General features: G+C 64.6%; 21 protein-coding genes. 15 read left to right on the forward strand and 6 right to left on the reverse strand.

The annotated features are described in order from the left end of the window. The first annotated feature begins 136 nt into the window (after positions 1 to 136). A complete protein-coding gene (locus BKY27_RS07060) occupies positions 137 to 2,074 on the forward strand; it encodes a lytic transglycosylase domain-containing protein (protein WP_071673757.1) in 1,938 nt (645 codons plus the stop codon). 49 nt (positions 2,075 to 2,123) lie between these two features. On the opposite strand, the gene BKY27_RS07065 is transcribed toward BKY27_RS07060, so the two are convergent. Next, positions 2,124 to 2,756 (reverse strand): NYN domain-containing protein, encoded by a 633-nt coding sequence (locus BKY27_RS07065; RefSeq protein ID WP_071673758.1) that lies wholly within the window; start codon positions 2,754 to 2,756, stop codon positions 2,124 to 2,126. A 191-nt stretch (positions 2,757 to 2,947) separates the two neighbouring features. Here BKY27_RS07065 and BKY27_RS07070 point away from each other — a divergent pair, with 191 nt between their 5' ends. The 8 genes from BKY27_RS07070 to BKY27_RS07105 all read left to right on the forward strand — a co-directional run bounded on the left by BKY27_RS07070 (position 2,948) and on the right by BKY27_RS07105 (position 9,352). Continuing rightward, positions 2,948 to 3,748: a S49 family peptidase gene (locus BKY27_RS07070; protein ID WP_071673759.1), complete on the forward strand. Its 801-nt coding sequence runs from the start codon at positions 2,948 to 2,950 to the stop codon at positions 3,746 to 3,748. Position 3,749: 1 nt separating this feature from the next. After that, entirely contained in the window at positions 3,750 to 3,965 is a 216-nt protein-coding gene (locus tag BKY27_RS07075) for a hypothetical protein (RefSeq protein ID WP_071673760.1), read from the forward strand. Between the two features lie 3 nt (positions 3,966 to 3,968). Continuing rightward, on the forward strand, positions 3,969 to 4,928 hold the full coding sequence (locus tag BKY27_RS07080; RefSeq protein ID WP_071673935.1) for a calcium/sodium antiporter: 960 nt from the start codon (positions 3,969 to 3,971) through the stop codon (positions 4,926 to 4,928). A gap of 17 nt (positions 4,929 to 4,945) precedes the next feature. Continuing rightward, positions 4,946 to 5,722, forward strand: a complete 777-nt coding sequence (locus BKY27_RS07085) for an SDR family oxidoreductase (RefSeq protein WP_071673761.1) — start codon at positions 4,946 to 4,948, stop codon at positions 5,720 to 5,722. 311 nt (positions 5,723 to 6,033) lie between these two features. Continuing rightward, complete coding sequence (gene uvrC / locus BKY27_RS07090) at positions 6,034 to 7,902, forward strand: excinuclease ABC subunit UvrC (protein ID WP_071673762.1); 1,869 nt, start codon at positions 6,034 to 6,036, stop codon at positions 7,900 to 7,902. Between the two features lie 77 nt (positions 7,903 to 7,979). Continuing rightward, the gene (gene pgsA / locus BKY27_RS07095; RefSeq protein WP_071673763.1) at positions 7,980 to 8,651 is read left to right on the forward strand and encodes a CDP-diacylglycerol--glycerol-3-phosphate 3-phosphatidyltransferase; all 672 of its coding nucleotides are present in this window, start codon (positions 7,980 to 7,982) and stop codon (positions 8,649 to 8,651) included. Then, positions 8,644 to 8,892, forward strand: coding sequence for a molybdopterin converting factor subunit 1 (moaD, locus tag BKY27_RS07100; protein WP_071673764.1), 249 nt, complete (start codon positions 8,644 to 8,646; stop codon positions 8,890 to 8,892). Before pgsA ends, moaD begins: the two co-directional genes overlap by 8 nt. A gap of 1 nt (position 8,893) precedes the next feature. Continuing rightward, a complete protein-coding gene (locus BKY27_RS07105) occupies positions 8,894 to 9,352 on the forward strand; it encodes a molybdenum cofactor biosynthesis protein MoaE (RefSeq protein ID WP_071673765.1) in 459 nt (152 codons plus the stop codon). A 240-nt stretch (positions 9,353 to 9,592) separates the two neighbouring features. Here BKY27_RS07105 and BKY27_RS07110 read toward each other — a convergent pair whose 3' ends face one another. Beyond that, positions 9,593 to 10,231 (reverse strand): ribonuclease T2 family protein, encoded by a 639-nt coding sequence (locus tag BKY27_RS07110; protein WP_084667888.1) that lies wholly within the window; start codon positions 10,229 to 10,231, stop codon positions 9,593 to 9,595. Between the two features lie 134 nt (positions 10,232 to 10,365). On the opposite strand from BKY27_RS07110, the gene BKY27_RS07115 reads away from it, so the two are divergent. After that, the gene (locus tag BKY27_RS07115) at positions 10,366 to 11,118 is read left to right on the forward strand and encodes a DUF1013 domain-containing protein (RefSeq protein WP_071673766.1); all 753 of its coding nucleotides are present in this window, start codon (positions 10,366 to 10,368) and stop codon (positions 11,116 to 11,118) included. Positions 11,119 to 11,270: 152 nt separating this feature from the next. Continuing rightward, positions 11,271 to 11,867, forward strand: coding sequence for a DUF4453 domain-containing protein (locus tag BKY27_RS07120; protein ID WP_071673767.1), 597 nt, complete (start codon positions 11,271 to 11,273; stop codon positions 11,865 to 11,867). Between the two features lie 100 nt (positions 11,868 to 11,967). On the opposite strand, the gene BKY27_RS07125 is transcribed toward BKY27_RS07120, so the two are convergent. The 3 genes from BKY27_RS07125 to clpS are packed head-to-tail and all read right to left on the reverse strand — an operon-like array spanning position 11,968 to position 14,177. After that, on the reverse strand, positions 11,968 to 12,777 hold the full coding sequence (locus tag BKY27_RS07125) for an SDR family NAD(P)-dependent oxidoreductase (protein WP_071673768.1): 810 nt from the start codon (positions 12,775 to 12,777) through the stop codon (positions 11,968 to 11,970). A gap of 20 nt (positions 12,778 to 12,797) precedes the next feature. Continuing rightward, positions 12,798 to 13,805 (reverse strand): class I SAM-dependent methyltransferase, encoded by a 1,008-nt coding sequence (locus BKY27_RS07130; RefSeq protein WP_071673769.1) that lies wholly within the window; start codon positions 13,803 to 13,805, stop codon positions 12,798 to 12,800. A gap of 24 nt (positions 13,806 to 13,829) precedes the next feature. Then, positions 13,830 to 14,177: an ATP-dependent Clp protease adapter ClpS gene (gene clpS / locus BKY27_RS07135; protein WP_233491791.1), complete on the reverse strand. Its 348-nt coding sequence runs from the start codon at positions 14,175 to 14,177 to the stop codon at positions 13,830 to 13,832. Between the two features lie 104 nt (positions 14,178 to 14,281). On the opposite strand from clpS, the gene BKY27_RS07140 reads away from it, so the two are divergent. The 4 genes from BKY27_RS07140 (at position 14,282) to BKY27_RS07155 (ending at position 16,203) form a co-directional block, all read left to right on the forward strand. Then, positions 14,282 to 14,986: an HAD family hydrolase gene (locus BKY27_RS07140; protein WP_071673770.1), complete on the forward strand. Its 705-nt coding sequence runs from the start codon at positions 14,282 to 14,284 to the stop codon at positions 14,984 to 14,986. Positions 14,987 to 15,096: 110 nt separating this feature from the next. Beyond that, positions 15,097 to 15,435: an ArsR/SmtB family transcription factor gene (locus tag BKY27_RS07145; RefSeq protein WP_071673771.1), complete on the forward strand. Its 339-nt coding sequence runs from the start codon at positions 15,097 to 15,099 to the stop codon at positions 15,433 to 15,435. Positions 15,436 to 15,438: 3 nt separating this feature from the next. After that, on the forward strand, positions 15,439 to 15,879 hold the full coding sequence (locus BKY27_RS07150; RefSeq protein ID WP_071673772.1) for an SRPBCC family protein: 441 nt from the start codon (positions 15,439 to 15,441) through the stop codon (positions 15,877 to 15,879). Positions 15,880 to 15,891: 12 nt separating this feature from the next. Beyond that, complete coding sequence (locus BKY27_RS07155; RefSeq protein WP_071673773.1) at positions 15,892 to 16,203, forward strand: YciI family protein; 312 nt, start codon at positions 15,892 to 15,894, stop codon at positions 16,201 to 16,203. Positions 16,204 to 16,209: 6 nt separating this feature from the next. On the opposite strand, the gene BKY27_RS07160 is transcribed toward BKY27_RS07155, so the two are convergent. Then, positions 16,210 to 17,538 (reverse strand): MFS transporter, encoded by a 1,329-nt coding sequence (locus BKY27_RS07160; protein ID WP_071673774.1) that lies wholly within the window; start codon positions 17,536 to 17,538, stop codon positions 16,210 to 16,212. Positions 17,539 to 17,547: the final 9 nt, after the last annotated feature.

The raw sequence follows: 17,547 nt of genomic DNA on the forward strand, positions 1-17,547 counted from the left end.
TCCTTTCTTGTCGTAGATCGCCGGGGTCGGCGGTTGATCGCGGCAACTTGGCTGCCGACCGCCTATTGCCAAGTTCCACAGTTGCAAGCAAGGGCCGAGGCCCTATCCTCTTGGCATGATTTAAGCAGGTGACACGATGCGACGGATTCTTTTTTGTCTTTTCCTCGGGCTGTCCTCTGGCCCTGTCTCGGCCACGCCCGAGGCCCTTGCAACGGCGATAGAGGCGCTTGGTGGACGCGACTACGAGGCTGCATCCGAGGCAGAGGCCGCCATTACCGACCCGGTGGCCGCCGATGTCGTGGAATGGATACGTCTGCGGCAGGGCTACGGAGAGATGCAGGACTATACCGCTTTTCTGGCCCGCAACGGCGATTGGCCGGGGCTGCCCTATCTTATCCAGATGGGCGAGCAGAACATCCCGGAAACGGCCTCGCCCGCCAGCGTCATCGCTTATTTCCAAGGACAATCGCCGCGCACCGGCTGGGGGTCACTGCGTCTGGCGGCGGCCTTCTGGGCGGTGGATCGACGCGATGACGCGATGGCCGAGGCGATCCGGGCGTGGACCACCATGTCGCTCAGCCGGGACGAGCATGACCAGTTCATGATCGACTGGCCGCTGACCCTGCGCCGCTATCACGAGGCGCGGCTCGATCACCTGTTGTGGCAGGGCGCGGAAGATCAGGCCGAGCGGATGTATCCGCTGGTCAGCGATGGCTGGCAGCGTCTGGCCGAGGCCCGCCTGCGTCTGCGCGACCGGCGTCCGGGCGTGGACGATGCCGTGGCCGCCGTGCCCGCCGACCTGCGTGACACTGGCGGGCTCAACTACGACCGCTTCGTCTGGCGCCTGCGCGAAGGACTGACCGACAGCGCCGTCAGCCTGATTCGCGAGACCTCCACCTCGGCAGAGGCGCTTGGCCGTCCGGCGGAATGGGCCAACCAACGCCGCATTCTGGCGCGGCAGTTCATGCGGGACGGGCAGTTCGAGCTGGCCTATTCCTTGGCGGCCAATCACTTCGTCGACCCGGATGAGGACTATGTCGATTTCTCCGATCTGGAATGGATCGCGGGGTATACCGCGCTGCGGATGGGCGATGCCGATCTGGCGGTGTCGCATTTCCTGCGCTTCCAGCGGGCCGTGGAGTCGCCCATCTCGATGGGTCGCGCGGGCTATTGGCTGGGCCGTGCCTACGAGGCGCAGGGCAACAGCGAGGCGGCGGCCGAAGCCTACGCATTGGGGGCGCGCTACCAATCCAGTTTTTACGGCCAGCTGGCGGCGGAACGCGGTGGCCTGCCGACCGACCCCGCCTTTCTGGGACAGGAAGCGTTCGGCGACTGGCGGCAGGCGGATTTCGTGAATTCTTCGGTTTTTCACGCGGCGGGGCTGCTGCTGGAGGCGGGAAATATCCCGCTGGCCGAACGGTTCTGGACCCACCTGACAGAGAGCTTGTCGCGGACCGAGGCCGGGCAACTGGCCGACATGGCACTGGAGCTGAACGAACATCACATCGCCCTGATGATCGCCAAGCGCACCGCGCAGGATGGCAACGAGATCATGCGCGCCTACTACCCTGTGGTGCCGGACCTGCTGGAGTTCGATCTGCCGGTCTCGGACCGGTTGGTGCATTCCATCGCGCGGCGGGAATCCGAGTTCGACCCAACGGTGATCAGCCACGCGGGCGCGGTCGGGCTGATGCAGGTCATGCCCCGTACCGGCCGGGAGATGGCCAGCCGCGTGGGCGTGTCCTTCAGCGAATCCCGCCTGCGCGACGACCCGGCCTTCAACGCGACGCTCGGCGCGGGCTATCTCGATTTCCTGATCGAAGAATTCGGCCCCAACCCGGTGCTGATCGCCGTGGCCTATAACGCGGGCCCCAGCCGGGCCGAGCGCTGGATGGAGCTGTTCGGCGACCCGCGCGACAGCGAGGTGGACGTGGTGGACTGGATCGAGAGCATCCCCTTCCGCGAAACCCGGAACTACGTGATGCGGGTCACGGAAAGCATGCGCATCTACGACGCCATGCTGACCGGGCGGCTGCCGGACCAGAGCCTGAGCGACCTGTTGCAACAGCGCTGATCCCGATCCGGTGTCGCCGCCTTTGGCGTCGATCCGGGGGCGGGTCGCCTCAGCCCCCTGAAGGGGGCCTCGCCGACCCGCTTGGGGCCAGCCCCAAACCCCGGAGTAGAAGGGGGCGGGGGCAGTGCGGCAGATCGAGGGTCAGGCGGTCGCCCTCGTACCGTCCCTTGATCAGGAAGCCGGGTTGGCGGATCTCGGGGAAGTCCTCGGTCCAGTCGCGGAAGAGATCGCGGGTCACGACACGCGCGCCGAAGTCGCGGGCAGCGGTCAGGATCATTGGGTCGGCCGGGGCGTTCTTGGGGACGACCATGACCCTGTCCCTTGGGAGTTTGAGCCGACGGCTGAGCGGGCCGTCATGCAGGTAGCGGCCCTCCAGCTTGTAGCCCGCATTGGCGTCAAAAACGAGACCCGGAGTCAGGCCTGCCTCGGTCAGGGCGCGGATTACGTCGCGCACCGGGCGCAGGTCTGGGCGCCCCTCGTGCCAATGCATGACATTGGACCCGTCAACAATGACCCAGTCCGGACCGGATCGTGGTTTGGGCCGCCATGCCCGCAGTACAAGGATCAGGCTGGCGATGGCGCAGGGGGTGGCCAGCAGCAGCCAATCGGATTGGCCGGGGATCAGGGCAGAGGCGAGGGTGCCAATAAGGGACAGGGCAAACAGGGAGGCAGGCAGGATCATGATACGGCTTATCCGGGGGCGGCAGGCTGCCCGCCGGATAAGCCGCGTTTTGGGCAAAACCATGACGGCGCGCCCCCCATCCCCGTTCCGGACACGCGGTGTTGCGCCCTTTGCGGCCAGCCGGACACAGGGGCGTGTTTCCTCGGTCCGGTCCCTTGCCGCGCGGGAGGGGCATGTCTACATGGGCTTCCATGAAGCGCTTCATTCCTTTCCTGAAATCCGATCCGCTGGTTGCCGTTATCCGGCTGAGCGGGCCGATTGCCTCCGGCGCGCGCGCCGGGCTGCTCAACGATCAGGCGGTGGCCCCGTTGATCGAGAAGGCTTTTCGCCGGGGCAAACCCAAGGCGGTGGCCTTGCTGATCAACTCGCCGGGCGGCTCGCCTGCGCAATCGTCGCTCATCGCGGCGCGCATCCGGCGGCTGGCCGACGAGAAACAGGTTCCGGTGCACGCCTTTGTCGAGGATGTGGCGGCCTCGGGCGGCTATTGGCTGGCCTGCGCGGCGGACCAGATCTGGCTCGACCAGACCTCGATCGCCGGGTCCATCGGGGTGATTTCGGCGGGCTTCGGCCTGCACGACCTGATCGCGCGGCACGGGATCGAGCGGCGGGTGCATACCTCTGGCAAGGACAAGTCGATGCTGGACCCGTTCCGGCCCGAACGCGCCGAGGACGTGGCCCGGCTGACCGCGATTCAGGAACAGGTGCACCAAAGCTTCATCGACCATGTCAAAACCCGCCGTGGGTCGCGTCTGGCCGAGAATGACGACTTGTTCACCGGCGAGTTCTGGGTGGGCCGCAAGGCGGTGGAGGTCGGGTTGGCCGATGGCATCGGCCACCTGGTGCCCAAGATGAAAGAGCACTTCGGCGACAAGACCCGCTTTGCCGTCTACGGCCCCAAGCGCGGGCTGTTCCAGCGGCTCGGGGCCAGCGTCGTGGCCGAAACCATCGGCCAGATCGAGGACCGGGCGCTTTGGGCGCGGATGGGGCTTTGACATGATCGTCAAGATCGTCACCTTTTTCCTGATCGGCATGGCGGTCATGGCCATGTTCGGACGGCTCCGCTGGCCCGGTGGCGCGGCCCGCCGCAAACCCCGTAACCTGCGCGGCCGCTCATCCGGCAGCTTGCCCAAGCCCCGGACCTGCCCCAAATGCGGGCATATCAGCGTGACCGGGGACAACTGCCCGACTTGCACCAAAAGGAGCCGCTAGGTGCTGATCGACGACTTTCTGCTCGCGGGGCTGGGCCTTGTGATCCTGCTGTTGGCCGGGGACACGCTGGTGCGTGGCGCAGTCAATCTCAGCCTGCGGTTGGGGATTCCCGCGCTGATCGTCAGCCTGACCATCGTTGCGTTCGGCACCTCGGCGCCCGAGTTGCTGATCTCGGTCAGTGCCATTTCGGATGGGGTGCCGGGGCTGGCATTGGGCAACGTGGTGGGGTCGAACACCGCCAATATCCTGATGGTTCTGGGTATTCCGGCGGTGCTTTCGGGGCTGGACACGCGCGATGTCGACAGCCGCCGCAATTTCCTGATCATGATCGGGGCGAGCCTGCTGTTTGTTGCGCTGGCGTTCATGGGGCCATTCCGCTGGTGGCACGGGCTGATCCTGCTGACCGGGCTGGCCCTGATGCTGGGCGAAAGCGCTTGGGCCGCCCGATGTCATCGCCGGGACACCGTCAATGACATCGCGGACGATCCCGACGAGGTCGAGGGGGCCGATCCCTCGATGCCGTGGTGGCAGATCATCGTCTTTCTGGTCCTCGGCCTGATCGGGCTGCCGCTTGGCGCCGACCTGCTGGTCGAAAGCTCGGTCGTGATCGCCCGCGCCTACGGGGTCAGCGAAACCGCGATCGGCCTGACCCTGGTGGCGGTTGGCACGTCTCTGCCAGAACTGGCCACGACGGTGATGGCCGCACTACGCCGCCACGGCGCTGTGGCGCTTGGCAACGTGGTCGGGTCCAACATCTTCAACCTTCTGGGGATCATCGGGGTGGCCTCGCTGATTGGGCCGATCCCGGTCGATCCGGAATTCCTGACCTTCGATCTGTGGATCATGCTGGCCTGTTCTCTTTTGCTGATTCCCTTCGTCTATTTTCGATGGGTTTTCGGGCGCATCGTTGGGCTGGCCTTTATCGCGCTCTATGTCCTTTATGTGGTTCAAGTTCTGAGCTGATCGGAGGGCAAGCGAGCATGACGGCACTGGTGACAGGCGGCGCAAAGCGTCTTGGGCGGGCGATGGCCCTGGCCCTGGCGGGCGAGGGGCATGATGTGGCGATCCACTATGCCGGGTCCGCCGACGCGGCCGAGGCGACGGCCGACGACATCCGCGCCATGGGACGCCGCGCCGTAACCTTGCAGGCCGACCTGCTGGACGAGGCGGCCACCCAATCCCTGATCCCCCGAGCGACCGAGGCCCTTGGCCAGCCGGTGACCGTGCTGATCAACAACGCCTCGATCTTTGAATATGACACTATCGACAGTATGACCCGCACCAGTTGGGACAGGCATATCGAGTCGAACCTGCGCGCGCCCGTGGCGCTGACGCAAGCTTTGGCCGCGCAGATGCCAGCCGCCACCCCCGATGAAAACGGCGAGCCGCAGGCGCGGGGGCTGGTCATCAACATGGTGGATCAGCGGGTCAACAAGCTGACCCCGGATTTCATGAGTTACACAATCGCCAAAATGGGCCTGTGGGCCTTTACCCGGACGGCGGCGCAGGCGCTGGCGCCGCATGTGCGCGTCAACGCCATCGGGCCGGGGCCGACCCTGCAAGGCGAACGCCAGAGCCCCGATCATTTCACCCGGCAACGCAAGGCGACGATCCTGCAACGTGGCTCTGACCCCGATGGCATCTGCGAAGCACTGCTCTATTTCCTGCGCGCGCGCGGTGTGACAGGGCAGTTGATCTGTGTCGATGGGGGCCAGCATCTGGCATGGCAGACCCCCGATATCCTAGGTGTGGAATAGCGCTTTTCGAGTGGCTAATCTGCCTTCGACAAACAGTTTTCCACTGGTAACGTTAGGGTAACAGGCGTGTTACAGTTTCATGTCTGCCACGCTCTGTTGACCAGCGTGAAGAAAAAAACCGTTCTAAACCAGATACTTACAGAAATGCCTAAAAATTAATCAAATGGGGGAACCTGCAAGAAAACAAGGAAAAATCTGGGTTCCCCAAGTTTTTTCCAGAAGGTTATCCACAGAAACCGTGGACAAGGTTTTCCTTGAACATCCTGTCATCTCGTTGCAGCCCACAATGGAATCGAGCCAGCGTCTGAATCATGTCCGAGTCCCCCTCTGAAACGCCGCTTTCGGGCCACAGGCTGATCGCGTCCCAGTTGCGCCTGCTGGACAGCTCGCCGGGTGTCTACCGGATGCTGGATGCACAGTCGCGGGTGCTGTATGTCGGCAAGGCGCGCAATCTCAAGCGGCGGGTGGCAAATTACGCCAAGCCCACGGGCCATAGTGCGCGCATTGCGCGGATGATCCGCGAAACGACCGAGATGATGTTCCTGACCACGCGCACGGAAACCGAAGCGCTGCTTTTGGAACAGAACCTGATCAAGCAGCTCAAGCCGCGCTACAACGTGCTGCTGCGCGATGACAAGAGCTTTCCCAACATCCTCGTCAGCCGGTCACATGCGTTTCCGCAGATCAAGAAGCATCGCGGTGCCCGCAAGGAGAAGGGTCACTATTATGGCCCCTTCGCCAGCGCCGACGCGGTGAACCGGACGCTGAACCAGTTGCAAAAGGTGTTTTTGCTGCGCAATTGCACCGACGCCAATTTCGAAAGCCGCACGCGTCCTTGCCTGCTTTACCAGATCAAGCGCTGTTCCGGGCCCTGCGTCGGGCTGATTTCCGAGGCTGACTATGCGCAATCGGTGAAGGATGCCGAGCGGTTCCTGTCGGGCGGCAGCACCGACATACAGGAAACGCTTGCAGCGGAAATGCAGGCGGCGTCCGACGCGATGGAGTTCGAGCGTGCAGCGGCCCTGCGCGACCGCATCCGCGCGCTGACCACGGTGCAGGGCAGTCAGGGCATCAACCCGCGCGGCGTGGCCGAGGCGGATGTGATCGCGCTGCACATGGAGGGCGGGCAAGCCTGCGTGCAGGTCTTCTTCATCCGCGCGAACCAGAACTGGGGCAACCGCGACTTCTACCCCCGCACCGGGTCGGGGGCGGAAGAGCCCGAGGTGCTGGAGGCGTTCATGGGCCAGTTCTACGACACCAAGGAGCCGCCCCGGCAAATCCTGCTGTCCCACCCGATCGAGAACCCCGACCTGATGGCGCAGGCGCTGAGCGACAAGAAGGGCCGCAAGGTCGAGCTTCTGGTGCCGTTGCGCGGGGAAAAGGCCGAACTGGTCGCGGGCGCGGCACGCAACGCCCGCGAAAGCCTTGCCCGCAAGATGAGCGAGGCGGCGACACAAGCGCGCCTGCTGGACGGTCTGGCCGAGGCGTTCGGACTGGAGACGCCGCCGGAACGGATCGAGGTTTACGACAACTCTCACATCCAGGGCACCAACGCCGTGGGCGGCATGATCGTGGCGGGACGGGAAGGATTCCTGAAAAGCCAGTATCGCAAGTTCAACATCAAAGATGAGAGCCTGACGCCGGGCGACGATTTCGGGATGATGAAAGAGGTGTTGAACCGCCGCTTCAAACGCCTGCTGAAGGAAGACCCCGACCGCGAAACCGATGCGTGGCCCGACCTGCTGCTGATCGACGGTGGCGCCGGGCAGGTCAGTGCCGTGGCCGAGATCATGGCCGATCTGGGGGTGGATGACGTGCCCTTTATCGGTGTCGCCAAGGGGATCGACCGCGATGCGGGTAAAGAGGAATTTCACCGCCCGGGCCAGCGGCCCTTTGCGTTGAAGCGCAATGACCCGGTGCTCTATTTCGTGCAACGTCTGCGGGACGAAGCGCACCGCTTTGCCATCGGCACACACCGCGCCAAGCGGGCCAAGGCCGTCGGGGCGACGCCGCTCGACGATGTGCCCGGCGTGGGGGCGACCCGCAAGCGCGCGCTGCTGACTCATTTTGGCAGCGCCAAGGCCGTGGCCCGCGCGGACCTGGCCGACCTCAAGGCGGTAGACGGAATCTCGGACACGCTGGCCGAGACGATCTACGACTATTTCCACGAAAAAGGCTGACGGGCGCGACGCGATTACCTGCCTGTCGGTCGCAGGCGGGGCTGGCCCAATCCCGGCAACCGCGCTAATGCTTGCCCATGCGATGGACCTTGCCAAATATCCTGACAGTGGCGCGCCTTGCGGCGGCCCCAGGCGTTGCGATCATCTTCCTGATCCTGCCGCGTCCCTTTGCCGATTGGGCCGCCCTGATCCTGTTCGTCACGGCAGCGGTCACCGATTGGCTTGACGGCTATCTGGCGCGGCTATGGAAACAGCACAGCCGCTTTGGCGCCATGCTGGACCCGATTGCCGACAAGGCCATGGTGATCATCGCCCTGGCGACGCTGATGGGGCTTTACGGGTTCACGACGCTGTTGATCCTGCCGGTGGCCGCGATCCTGTTTCGAGAGGTTTTCGTCTCGGGCCTGCGGGAATTTCTGGGCAACAAGGCGGGGTCGCTACAGGTGACCAAGCTGGCCAAGTGGAAGACGACAGTCCAGATGATCGCCATCGCGGTGCTGTTTTCCTACGGTATCTTCGAGCATCATTTCGGCATGAACGTGATCGGCATGAGCCCCGAGATCGTGCGGCAGATCATGTCGGGCGAGATCGAGGACGAGTTCAACCTGATCCTGCTGAGTGAGGGGGCGATCATCGCCTACCGCGCCGGGCTGGTCCTGTTGTGGCTGGCCGCCGCCCTTACCGTGGCCACGGGGGTGGACTATCTGGTCAAGGCGATGCCGCATCTGAAAGAGGACCCCCATGATTGAGCTGCGTTATTTCGCCTGGCTGCGCGAACGAGTCGGCACGGGGCACGAAACGGTCGAGACCGAGGCCGCCACGGTCGCCGATCTGATCGAGGAACTGAAAGCGCGGGACGAGGGCTATGCCTTTGCCTTTTCCGACACGGGCGCGATTCGCGCCGCCGTGGACCAGGAGCTGGTGGCGTTCGACGCGCCGCTGGCCGGCGCGCGCGAGGTGGCGTTCTTCCCGCCCATGACCGGGGGCTGAGATGCCCGAGATCATCGTTCAGGCCGAAACTTTCGACATGGGCGCGATGCTGAACCGTTTTGCGGGGCGGCAGGTCAACGCGGGCGCGGTGGTCAGCTTTTCGGGGATCGTTCGGGATGTCGCTACAGGTGACCTGAACGCCATGGAGATCGAGCATTATCCGGGCATGACCGAAAGGGCGTTGGCAAAGATCGCGGACGAGGCGATGGACCGCTGGTCGCTGGCCGATGCGTTCATTCTGCACCGCCATGGCCGGATGGGACCGGGCGAGACCATCATGATGGTCGCCACGGCGTCGCGCCACCGGGCCGATGCCTTTGCGGCGGCGGAATTCCTGATGGATTATCTGAAATCCCGCGCGCCCTTTTGGAAGAAGGAACTCACGTCCGACGGCGCGGCATGGGTCGAGGCCCGCGACGAGGACGAAGACGCGCTCTCCCGCTGGCAATCCGGGGGGTAGGCCCCTCGGCGGTGGCTCGGGTCTGCGGTATGGCAGTCTGATACGTGCAAGGATTGCGGCGCCGCAATGTATGCGGGCGGCGGGGGACCGGTCTGCCTTGGCCTGTGTCAAAGGCTGTCTTCAGCAGATCCCGAAAAGATGCCCTATTGCTGGGTCCGGGGCAGGTCGTGCCCCGGTAGGCGCCTGATCCCCAAGGAACCAGAAAACCTTTAAGATTTTCCTAAAACCGGGCGCGTTTTCTCACCGCATGGGCGAGAAGAGCGCCTCGGACAGGGGGCAGTCGCGGGCAGTGTCCGGGGCGCAGGCGCGCGGCTCAAGGTCACGGGTCAGGCAGATGCGAACCTCTTGCACCCGGCCCGCCTCGCAGGTGACGGTCAGCATCTCGGCGGTAAGCTCTGGGTTGGCCTCAAGGAATGCCTGTTCGACCAGCGCGGCGGGCAGGCGCACCTCTCGGTCCAGATGGCGCAGCACGGTGGGGCGATTGACCCGGCCATAGGCCAGCCGCGCGGTCGCGTAGTAGTCGGACGCAGACAGGCCCGAGCAAACGCCGTGCTTGGTCCACTGGTACCAAGCGAGGCCGGAGGTGCCGAAAATATCGGCCATCTCACCCGTCATCTGGCGGGAGGGATTGCGCTCGGTCGTGGGGCAGAAAGCGGGCCAGCCCCGTTCGTATTGCGGCCAGAGACCGTGCAGCGTGAAGCCGAACCCTTGCCCCGCATCGCATTGCGGCGAGTCGCGGTCGTCGCCTTCCAGCGCGCACCAGGTGGGTGTCCAGCTCAGGCTCATCACATAGTAATCGAAGTCGCCCGCCTGTTCGCCGTCGGCATGGGCCATGCCCGTTGCCAGCAGCAAGAAGCCTACCAGAACCGCACGCATCATTTGCCCTTCCCCTTTTTGAACGATCCCCTTATATACGCCGCAACCTCCCTTACAATGAGGACGCGCGAGGGCCAGACCCCGCGAGCCGATTTCCGGCGCCGAGGGAGACGTGCTTTTTCGAAGGAGCCTGCGAGATGAACAAACCGATCATGGCCAAAGCCACCGCCGTCTGGTTGGTCGACAACACCACGCTCAGCTTCAAGCAGATCGGCGATTTCTGTGGTCTGCACGAGCTTGAGGTTCAGGGCATTGCCGATGGTGATGTGGCTGCGGGTGTAAAGGGCTTCGATCCGGTCGCCAACAACCAGTTGACGCAGGACGAGATCGACGCCGCCGAGAAAGACCCGGCGCACAAGCTGAAGCTGAAATTCAACCCTGCCGCCGTCGGCGAGGAAAAGCGCCGTGGCCCGCGCTACACGCCGCTGTCCAAACGGCAGGACCGGCCGAATTCGATCCTGTGGCTGGTGAAATTCCACCCCGAGCTGACCGACGGCCAAATCGCCAAGCTGGTGGGCACCACCAAGCCGACCATCCAGTCGATCCGCGAGCGGACCCACTGGAACATCTCGAACATGCAGCCGATCGACCCGGTGGCGCTTGGCCTGTGCAAGCAGTCGGAACTGGATGCCGCCGTGCAAAAGGCCGCCTCCAAGATCGCCCGCGAAGGCGGTGTGATGAACGACGACGAGCGTCGCAAGCTGGTCTCGACCGAAACCAGCCTTGGGATGGATACCGAGCCGCGGATGCCGACCGCGATTTCGGGGCTGGAAACCTTCTCGCTCAGCGAACCCGAGGAAGAGGAAAAGGAAGAGGATGTCAGCGATGCCGACAGCTTCTTCAACCTGCCGTCGGGTGGCGATGACGAGGATGAAGACGAACAGCGCTGATCGCGTTGAAACGCACATTGGATGGCTCTCGAAGGGGACTTCGGGGGCCATTTTTCGTGGAAGGAGGGGCCGGGGCCGACGGTCTTGACGTGATCGGTGGCGCGGTGCGGCAGCCCTGCTAGGCTTGCGTTGTGCCTGATCCGGAGATTGCCATGATCCGCTTCGCCTTTGCCTTTGTGCTGCTGTGCCTGCCCACCCTTGCCCGGGCCGATACGATCTCTTGCGAATTGCCGTGGTTCATCCGCAACCTGATGTTCGACCGGGCGGGGTATTGTTTTTCCTCGCCACTGGGGCGGGCGCTGTTCGACAATTCCGATTGCACCGGCTCTGACAGGCTGTCGCCCCGCGATGCGGCGGCGGTGGCGCAGATCCGCGCGTTGGAGCGCGGGATGGGCTGCCACATCGACACCAACGGTTGGCGGCTGGAGCATCAGGACACGCTTGCCTATCTGCGCGGCGTCCGGCTGTTGCCGGTGCCGGTCGCGGATGAAAGCGGCTGCATCGGTTATCTGGGGCCCGACCTGCCCTTGCTGGCGGCGCCAGCGGGCAAAGGGCCGATTCTTGGGGTGTTGCCGACCGGGGCTGACATTGCCTTCGGGTTTCGTGACGAAGGGCAGTGGGCCTTCGTCACGGTCTTCGGCGCGGGCTGGCGGCAGGTGCAACCCGGATTGCCAGCGGGGCAGGGGCGGCACGGCTGGGTGCATTTCCCCGGCGGCAGCTACCCCAGTTGTCGCCAATATGCGGGTTAGAGCCGGGCACATGCAGTCGCAATCACGCGATCTGCCCTGACCTGGTGATGTCGCATGTCCGAGGGGCGCAAAACCGGTTCCCGCTTTTGCACGACATGCATTAGTGCGCGGCCGTTCCGACGCTGTCCAGCAGGGTGCGACCGCCATCGACGGTAATGACCTCGCCGGTCACGAAGGCGGCGCCGTCCGAGCACAGGAATTGCACCGCCCCGTTGATTTCGCGGGCCGAGGCGATGCGGCCCATGGGGGTGCAGTGCTTGATCTCTTCGCGCAGGTCGCGGTTGTCCTTGAGCGTTTCCTTCAGGCTGTTGGACATGAGCGAGCCGAAGGCCACCCCGTTCACCCGGATGCGATGCGGTGCCAGCCCCACGGCAAGGCTGCGGGTCGCCTGATCCAGCGCCGCGGCGCTGATCGAATAGGCCAGCAGGTCGGGGTGGGTGCGGCGCGCGGCAATCGACGACAGGTTCACGATCGAGCCAATCGGGCCGGTGGTTTCCTCTCGGTCCCCGGCCTGTGCGATCATGCGTTTGGCCACCGCCTGACTGAGCCGCAGGGCGGTGTAAAGGTTCTGCTCCATCATCTCTTCGACAGTCCTGTCGGAGGGGTCGAGCGGATCGGAGCTGACCACCTGCCGCGAGGCGTTGACGAGGATGTCGACCCGGTCGAAGGCGTCGATGGTGGCCGACAGCAGGTTCGCCACCGTCAGCTTTTCACGCAGGTCGCCGGCGAAATACCGGGCCTGCCCCTTTTCGTCCTCGGCATGGCCGACCTCGTCGGCAAGGCGGGCCTCGTCGCGGTCTGCGAACATCACGTTGGCACCGCGTTCGATGAAATGGCGGGCAATCGCCAGACCGACGCCATTGGCGGCGCCAGTGATGATAGCGGTCTTGCCTTGGATGGATAGCGACATGCGGGTGTCTCCGTGATCGGTCAGCCGCGCCGGGCCCCTTTGGGTTTGCCGGCCTGATACAGTTTGTAGCCAGCGATCTCGGCCAGCAGCTTGCCGGTGCCGAAATGCTGTTTCAGCGTCGTCTCATAAGGCAAATGCTGGTTCGCGACCATGAAGAACTGACCCGTCGGTTTCAACATCCGCGCGGCAGCGGCGATAAAGGCCTGTCCAAGCGCCGGGTCGGCGCTGCGGCCCGCGTGGAACGGCGGGTTCGACACGATGGCGTCATAGCGCTGCTCGGGTTCGAATCCGGTTACATCGGCCCAGAAAAACCGCGCGCGCGGGTCGGTCACGTTCATGCGGGCCGCTTCCAGCGACGCAAATTCCGCCTCGATCAGGTCGATCGCGGTGATGGTCGGCTGTTCCTCCAGCAGAACGGCAGAGAGATAGCCCCAGCCCGCCCCCAGATCGGCCACGCGGCCCGAAAGCTGCGGCACCAGCGCCAGCAACACCTCGGACCCTTGGTCGGCCCCATCGGGCGAGAACATGCCTGGCCCGGTGACGAAGCCGTCTGCGGTCTCGCCGGTCTCGGCCACCCAGTCCATAAGCGCCTCGGGCAGAGTCCGGGGCCGGGTCAGCCAAAAGAGCTTGCCATGCGCTTTGGACAGCGTGCCATCGACCGGCATCAGCTTCTTGACCGCTTTCAGGATCGACTCGATCCCCTCATCCTTTTGCCCGTCGACCGCGACGATCCCGCCGGGAACGACATGGGCCAGTGCCTCGGCCACCAGAGACAGGGTCTCGGCCTTGCTTTTGACGATCTGCACCAGCGCGGCGGCAAAGTCGCCCTCGGCGGCCACATCAACCGCGACGCCCCGCGCCGCCAGCCGGTCGTGATCGGGGGCAAAGCCCTGAACAGCCAGCACACGCTCGCCGCCAAGCGCGGCGTAGTCGCCGTCGCCGCGCGCACGCAACACCAGCACGCGGCCAGACTCCGGCCAGATCAAATCGCCGTTTTCCAGCGCGAGGGGGAGGCGGTCAAATGTCATGGACCCGAGAGCGAGGCCAACGGCCTACTCCTCTTTCTCCATGGTGCATTGCAGGGGGTGCTGGTTGCGGCGGGCGAAATCCATTACCTGCGCCACCTTGGTTTCCGCGATCTCGTAGGAAAACACCCCCACGACCGCGACACCCTTTTTATGGACGGTCAGCATGATCTCGACCGCCTGCCCATGGGTGATGCCAAAGAACCGTTCCAGAACGTGCACGACGAATTCCATCGGCGTATAATCGTCGTTCAGCAGCAACACCTTGTACATCGGCGGCCGCTGCGTTTTGGGCTTGGTCTGGGTCAGCGTATCGCTGCCCTCGCCGGGGGCAGTCTTGTCCGCCAGAATTGTCGGGGTTTCGAGTGCCATCATGCCTTCCGCAATATCGCCGAGTCTCGTTAGAAGGGAGTATATAAGCTGCGCCTCGTGACAGAAAAGGGGGCGATTGTCACCCCGTGCCCGGTGAAAGGGAAAGAATGGTCATCAAATTGCAAACAATCGGTTTCGATGCTGACGATACCCTGTGGCAAAACGAGACCTTCTTTCGCATCACGCAGGACCGGTTCGCCGATCTGCTGGCCGATTACACCGACCGCGACAACCTGATGACGCGGCTTTTGCAGGCCGAGACACGCAATGTCGGTCACTACGGCTTTGGCATCAAGGGCTTCATGCTGTCGATGATCGAAACGGCGATCGAGGTGACAGACTCACGCGTCCCCGCCCCGGTCATTTCCGAGATCCTGTCGGCGGGGCAAGAGATGCTGCGCCACCCCGTCCACCTGCTGCCCCACGCGCGGGAAGCGGTCGAGGCGCTGGCCGCGACCCACCGGATCGTGCTGATCACCAAGGGTGACTTGCTGGATCAGGAACGCAAGCTGGCGCAATCGGGGCTGGGGGAGCTGTTCCACGGAGTCGAGATCGTGTCGCACAAGACGCCCGCCATCTATGCCGCGGCCTTCGCGCGTCACGGTGACGGGGCTGGGCGGGCGCTGATGGTGGGCAATTCCATGAAATCCGACGTGCTGCCCGCGATCGAGGCGGGCGCCTTCGGCGTCTACGTGCCCCATGGCCTGACATGGGAGCTGGAACACGCCGACGCGCCTATCGGTCACCCTCGGTTCCACGAGATCGCCGATCTTTCAGCCCTTCCTGCGCTCGTGGCCGAGATCGAAGCCTGATCCGTCTGCTTTGTCCAAATACCCCCGCCGGCGGCCATGCGGCACAGAGCCGATTGCGGCGCGCTGGAATTTTGTTGACTCTATTGTTAATTAACTATTGAGTTATTTATATGAATGCCGCCGCTGATACAGATCTGGCAACCTGCTTTGCCGCGCTTGGCGATCCGACCCGGTTCGCCATCGTCACCCGGTTGATGACCGAGGGTCCGCAAAGCGCCGGTGCCCTGCTCGACGTGGCCGACATCTCGGCCCCCGCCGTCTCGCGCCATCTCAAGGTGCTGCGGCAGGCTGGGGTGGTCCACCAACAGGTCGACGCACAGCGGCGGATCTATTCGGTTGCGCCCGAAGCGGTGCAGGCGATCGGTCGCTGGAGCATGACCAAGCGCGAATTCTGGGAGGGCAGCCTCGACCGGCTGGCCACCGTTCTCGATGACTTACAGGCGGAGTAATCCATGGCAGAGCTGACCCTGACGCGCCATTACGCGGCCCCGCCCGACAAGGTCTTCGAGGTGTTGACCCGGCCAGAGCTGATCCTGAAATGGTGGGGACACGAGGGGATGATGGTAGAGCCGGACCGGCTCGACTTTACCCGGCTTGGTCCATGGGGCTCGGTTCTGGTGGCCTCCGATGGGGGACGGTACAAGATGACCGGGCAGGTGACCCATGTCGACCCGCCGCGCTCCGTGGGGTTCACATGGGCCTGGCACGACGACGCCGACCGGCGCGGCGTGGAAAGCCATGTCACGTTGTCGGTGGAACCGCATCCAGAGGGCGGCACTCTCTTTCGCCTGTCGCATGTCGATCTGCCCGATGACGCCGCCGTGCAGACTCAGACAGGGGGGTGGACCTCCTGCCTGCGACGGCTCGATGCCATCTTTTCAACCAACCATTGAAGGAGACATACCATGGCAAAGTACCTGTTCATTTATCACGGCGCCAAGGCGCCAGAGGGCGAGGACGCACAACAGCAGGCCATGGCCGCGTGGATGTCCTGGATGGAGGGGATCGGCGCCGCGCTGGTTGATGGCGGCGCCCCCGTGGGAAAATCCAAGACCGTCAGCGCATCGGGCACGGTTGACGATGGCGGTGCGAACCCGGTCGCCGGCTATTCCATCGTCGAGGCCGACAGCCACGCCGCTGCCGCGCGCATGGCCGAGGGCTGCCCGGTCCATGCGGATGGCGGGTCGGTCGAAGTGGCCGAAATCCTTCCGATGTAACCCGCCTTACCCGGCCACCGGCCAGTGCCGGTGGTCGTCGTCGATCACTACCGGATGCGCATGGTCCCGGCCCAGGCCATGGGCGCGCAGGTGCGGGTGGTCGGCGGGCAGGTCGGGATGGGTATGGGGCAGGGGGGCGGCGCTGTCCCTGGGCCACAGGTGGCGCGCGGCGAGGGTCGCGGCGCCGGCGGTCAGCCCCAGCACGCTCAGCGTGCCTGCCAGTCCCAGCCAGGGCCCGAACCACCCGGCAGCCGGGTAGGCCAGCAGCCAGCAGGCATGTGACAGTGCGAATTGCGCGGTAAAGAGCGCTGCGCGATCCTCCTCGTGGGCCGACCGCTTCAACAGCCGCCCAGAGGGCGTCATCACCGCGGCATTGACCGCCCCGAACCCGGCCCAAAGGGCCAGCATCCCGGACCATCCGACGACCTGCGCCCAAAGGCCCGCCGCCGTTGCCAGCCCGAGCACCGTCAAGCCGGTTCCGCCCGCCAGCATCACTGGCCGGTCTCCGGTGCGGTCCAGCAGGCGCGGCAGCCCGATCGCCACCGCCATCGAGCCAAGGCCGAAGGCGGCCATGGCCAGCGCCACGTCGCCCTCATCCCCGCCAAACGGCCCTCGCACCAGCACCACTGTATCGACCAGCACGAAGGCGATGACGCTCGACACCGCCATGTTGAGCGCCAGCAATCCCCGCAGACGCGGCGTGGCAAGGTAAATTTGCACCCCACGGGTCAGGCGGTCGCGGAACCGGCGCTGCCGGGTCGTGGCGCGCGGCGGCAGCGGGGCCGACAGGATCAGCAAGGCCGAGCCGAGAAAGCCGACGACCGTCCCCACGAACAGCGTGTTATAGCTCATTACCATCAGCAGCAGCCCGGCCAGCGTCGGGCTGAGCAGGTTTTCCAGATCATAAGCCAGCCGCGACAGGGACAGGGCGTTGGTATAATCCCGCTCCTTCGGCAGCACGTCGGGAATCAGTGCCTGAAAGGCCGGGGTGAAACTGGCCGAGGCGGCCTGAAGCACGAAGATCAGAACATAGACCTGCCAGATTGCGTCGATGAAGGGCAGGGCCAGCGCCACGGCGGCGCGGATCAGGTCGGCCCCCACCAGAACCGCCTTGCGCGGCAGGTGCGAAAACAGTGCCGCCGCCAGCGGCGACAGCCCGACATAGGCCACCATCTTGATCGTCAGCGCTGTGCCCAGAACCGTCCCCGCCCGGTCGCCCGCAAGGTCATAGGCCAGCAGTGCCAATGCGACGGTCAACAGGCCGGTGCCCACCAGCGCCACGCCTTGGGCGGCGAAAAGCCGGATAAACACGGGATGGCGCAGGATGCTCAGCATGGGGTCTCC

Source organism: Nioella nitratireducens, assembly GCF_001879715.1.
GTDB lineage: Bacteria > Pseudomonadota > Alphaproteobacteria > Rhodobacterales > Rhodobacteraceae > Nioella > Nioella nitratireducens.

Bases quoted from the DNA above. Each gene is read 5' to 3' on its own strand.
- BKY27_RS07060 (WP_071673757.1), top strand. From the start codon at position 137: ATGCGACGGATTCTTTTTTGTCTTTTCCTCGGGCTGTCCTCTGGCCCT.
- uvrC (WP_071673762.1), top strand. From the start codon at position 6,034: ATGTCCGAGTCCCCCTCTGAAACGCCGCTTTCGGGCCACAGGCTGATC.
- BKY27_RS07120 (WP_071673767.1), top strand. From the start codon at position 11,271: ATGATCCGCTTCGCCTTTGCCTTTGTGCTGCTGTGCCTGCCCACCCTT.
- clpS (WP_233491791.1), bottom strand. From the start codon at position 14,177: ATGATGGCACTCGAAACCCCGACAATTCTGGCGGACAAGACTGCCCCC.
- BKY27_RS07140 (WP_071673770.1), top strand. From the start codon at position 14,282: ATGGTCATCAAATTGCAAACAATCGGTTTCGATGCTGACGATACCCTG.
- BKY27_RS07125 (WP_071673768.1), bottom strand. From the start codon at position 12,777: ATGTCGCTATCCATCCAAGGCAAGACCGCTATCATCACTGGCGCCGCC.
- BKY27_RS07075 (WP_071673760.1), top strand. From the start codon at position 3,750: ATGATCGTCAAGATCGTCACCTTTTTCCTGATCGGCATGGCGGTCATG.
- BKY27_RS07130 (WP_071673769.1), bottom strand. From the start codon at position 13,805: ATGACATTTGACCGCCTCCCCCTCGCGCTGGAAAACGGCGATTTGATC.
- BKY27_RS07145 (WP_071673771.1), top strand. From the start codon at position 15,097: ATGAATGCCGCCGCTGATACAGATCTGGCAACCTGCTTTGCCGCGCTT.
- moaD (WP_071673764.1), top strand. From the start codon at position 8,644: ATGATTGAGCTGCGTTATTTCGCCTGGCTGCGCGAACGAGTCGGCACG.
- BKY27_RS07150 (WP_071673772.1), top strand. From the start codon at position 15,439: ATGGCAGAGCTGACCCTGACGCGCCATTACGCGGCCCCGCCCGACAAG.
- BKY27_RS07070 (WP_071673759.1), top strand. From the start codon at position 2,948: ATGAAGCGCTTCATTCCTTTCCTGAAATCCGATCCGCTGGTTGCCGTT.
- BKY27_RS07155 (WP_071673773.1), top strand. From the start codon at position 15,892: ATGGCAAAGTACCTGTTCATTTATCACGGCGCCAAGGCGCCAGAGGGC.
- BKY27_RS07160 (WP_071673774.1), bottom strand. From the start codon at position 17,538: ATGCTGAGCATCCTGCGCCATCCCGTGTTTATCCGGCTTTTCGCCGCC.
- pgsA (WP_071673763.1), top strand. From the start codon at position 7,980: ATGCGATGGACCTTGCCAAATATCCTGACAGTGGCGCGCCTTGCGGCG.
- BKY27_RS07085 (WP_071673761.1), top strand. From the start codon at position 4,946: ATGACGGCACTGGTGACAGGCGGCGCAAAGCGTCTTGGGCGGGCGATG.
- BKY27_RS07065 (WP_071673758.1), bottom strand. From the start codon at position 2,756: ATGATCCTGCCTGCCTCCCTGTTTGCCCTGTCCCTTATTGGCACCCTC.
- BKY27_RS07110 (WP_084667888.1), bottom strand. From the start codon at position 10,231: ATGATGCGTGCGGTTCTGGTAGGCTTCTTGCTGCTGGCAACGGGCATG.
- BKY27_RS07105 (WP_071673765.1), top strand. From the start codon at position 8,894: ATGCCCGAGATCATCGTTCAGGCCGAAACTTTCGACATGGGCGCGATG.
- BKY27_RS07115 (WP_071673766.1), top strand. From the start codon at position 10,366: ATGAACAAACCGATCATGGCCAAAGCCACCGCCGTCTGGTTGGTCGAC.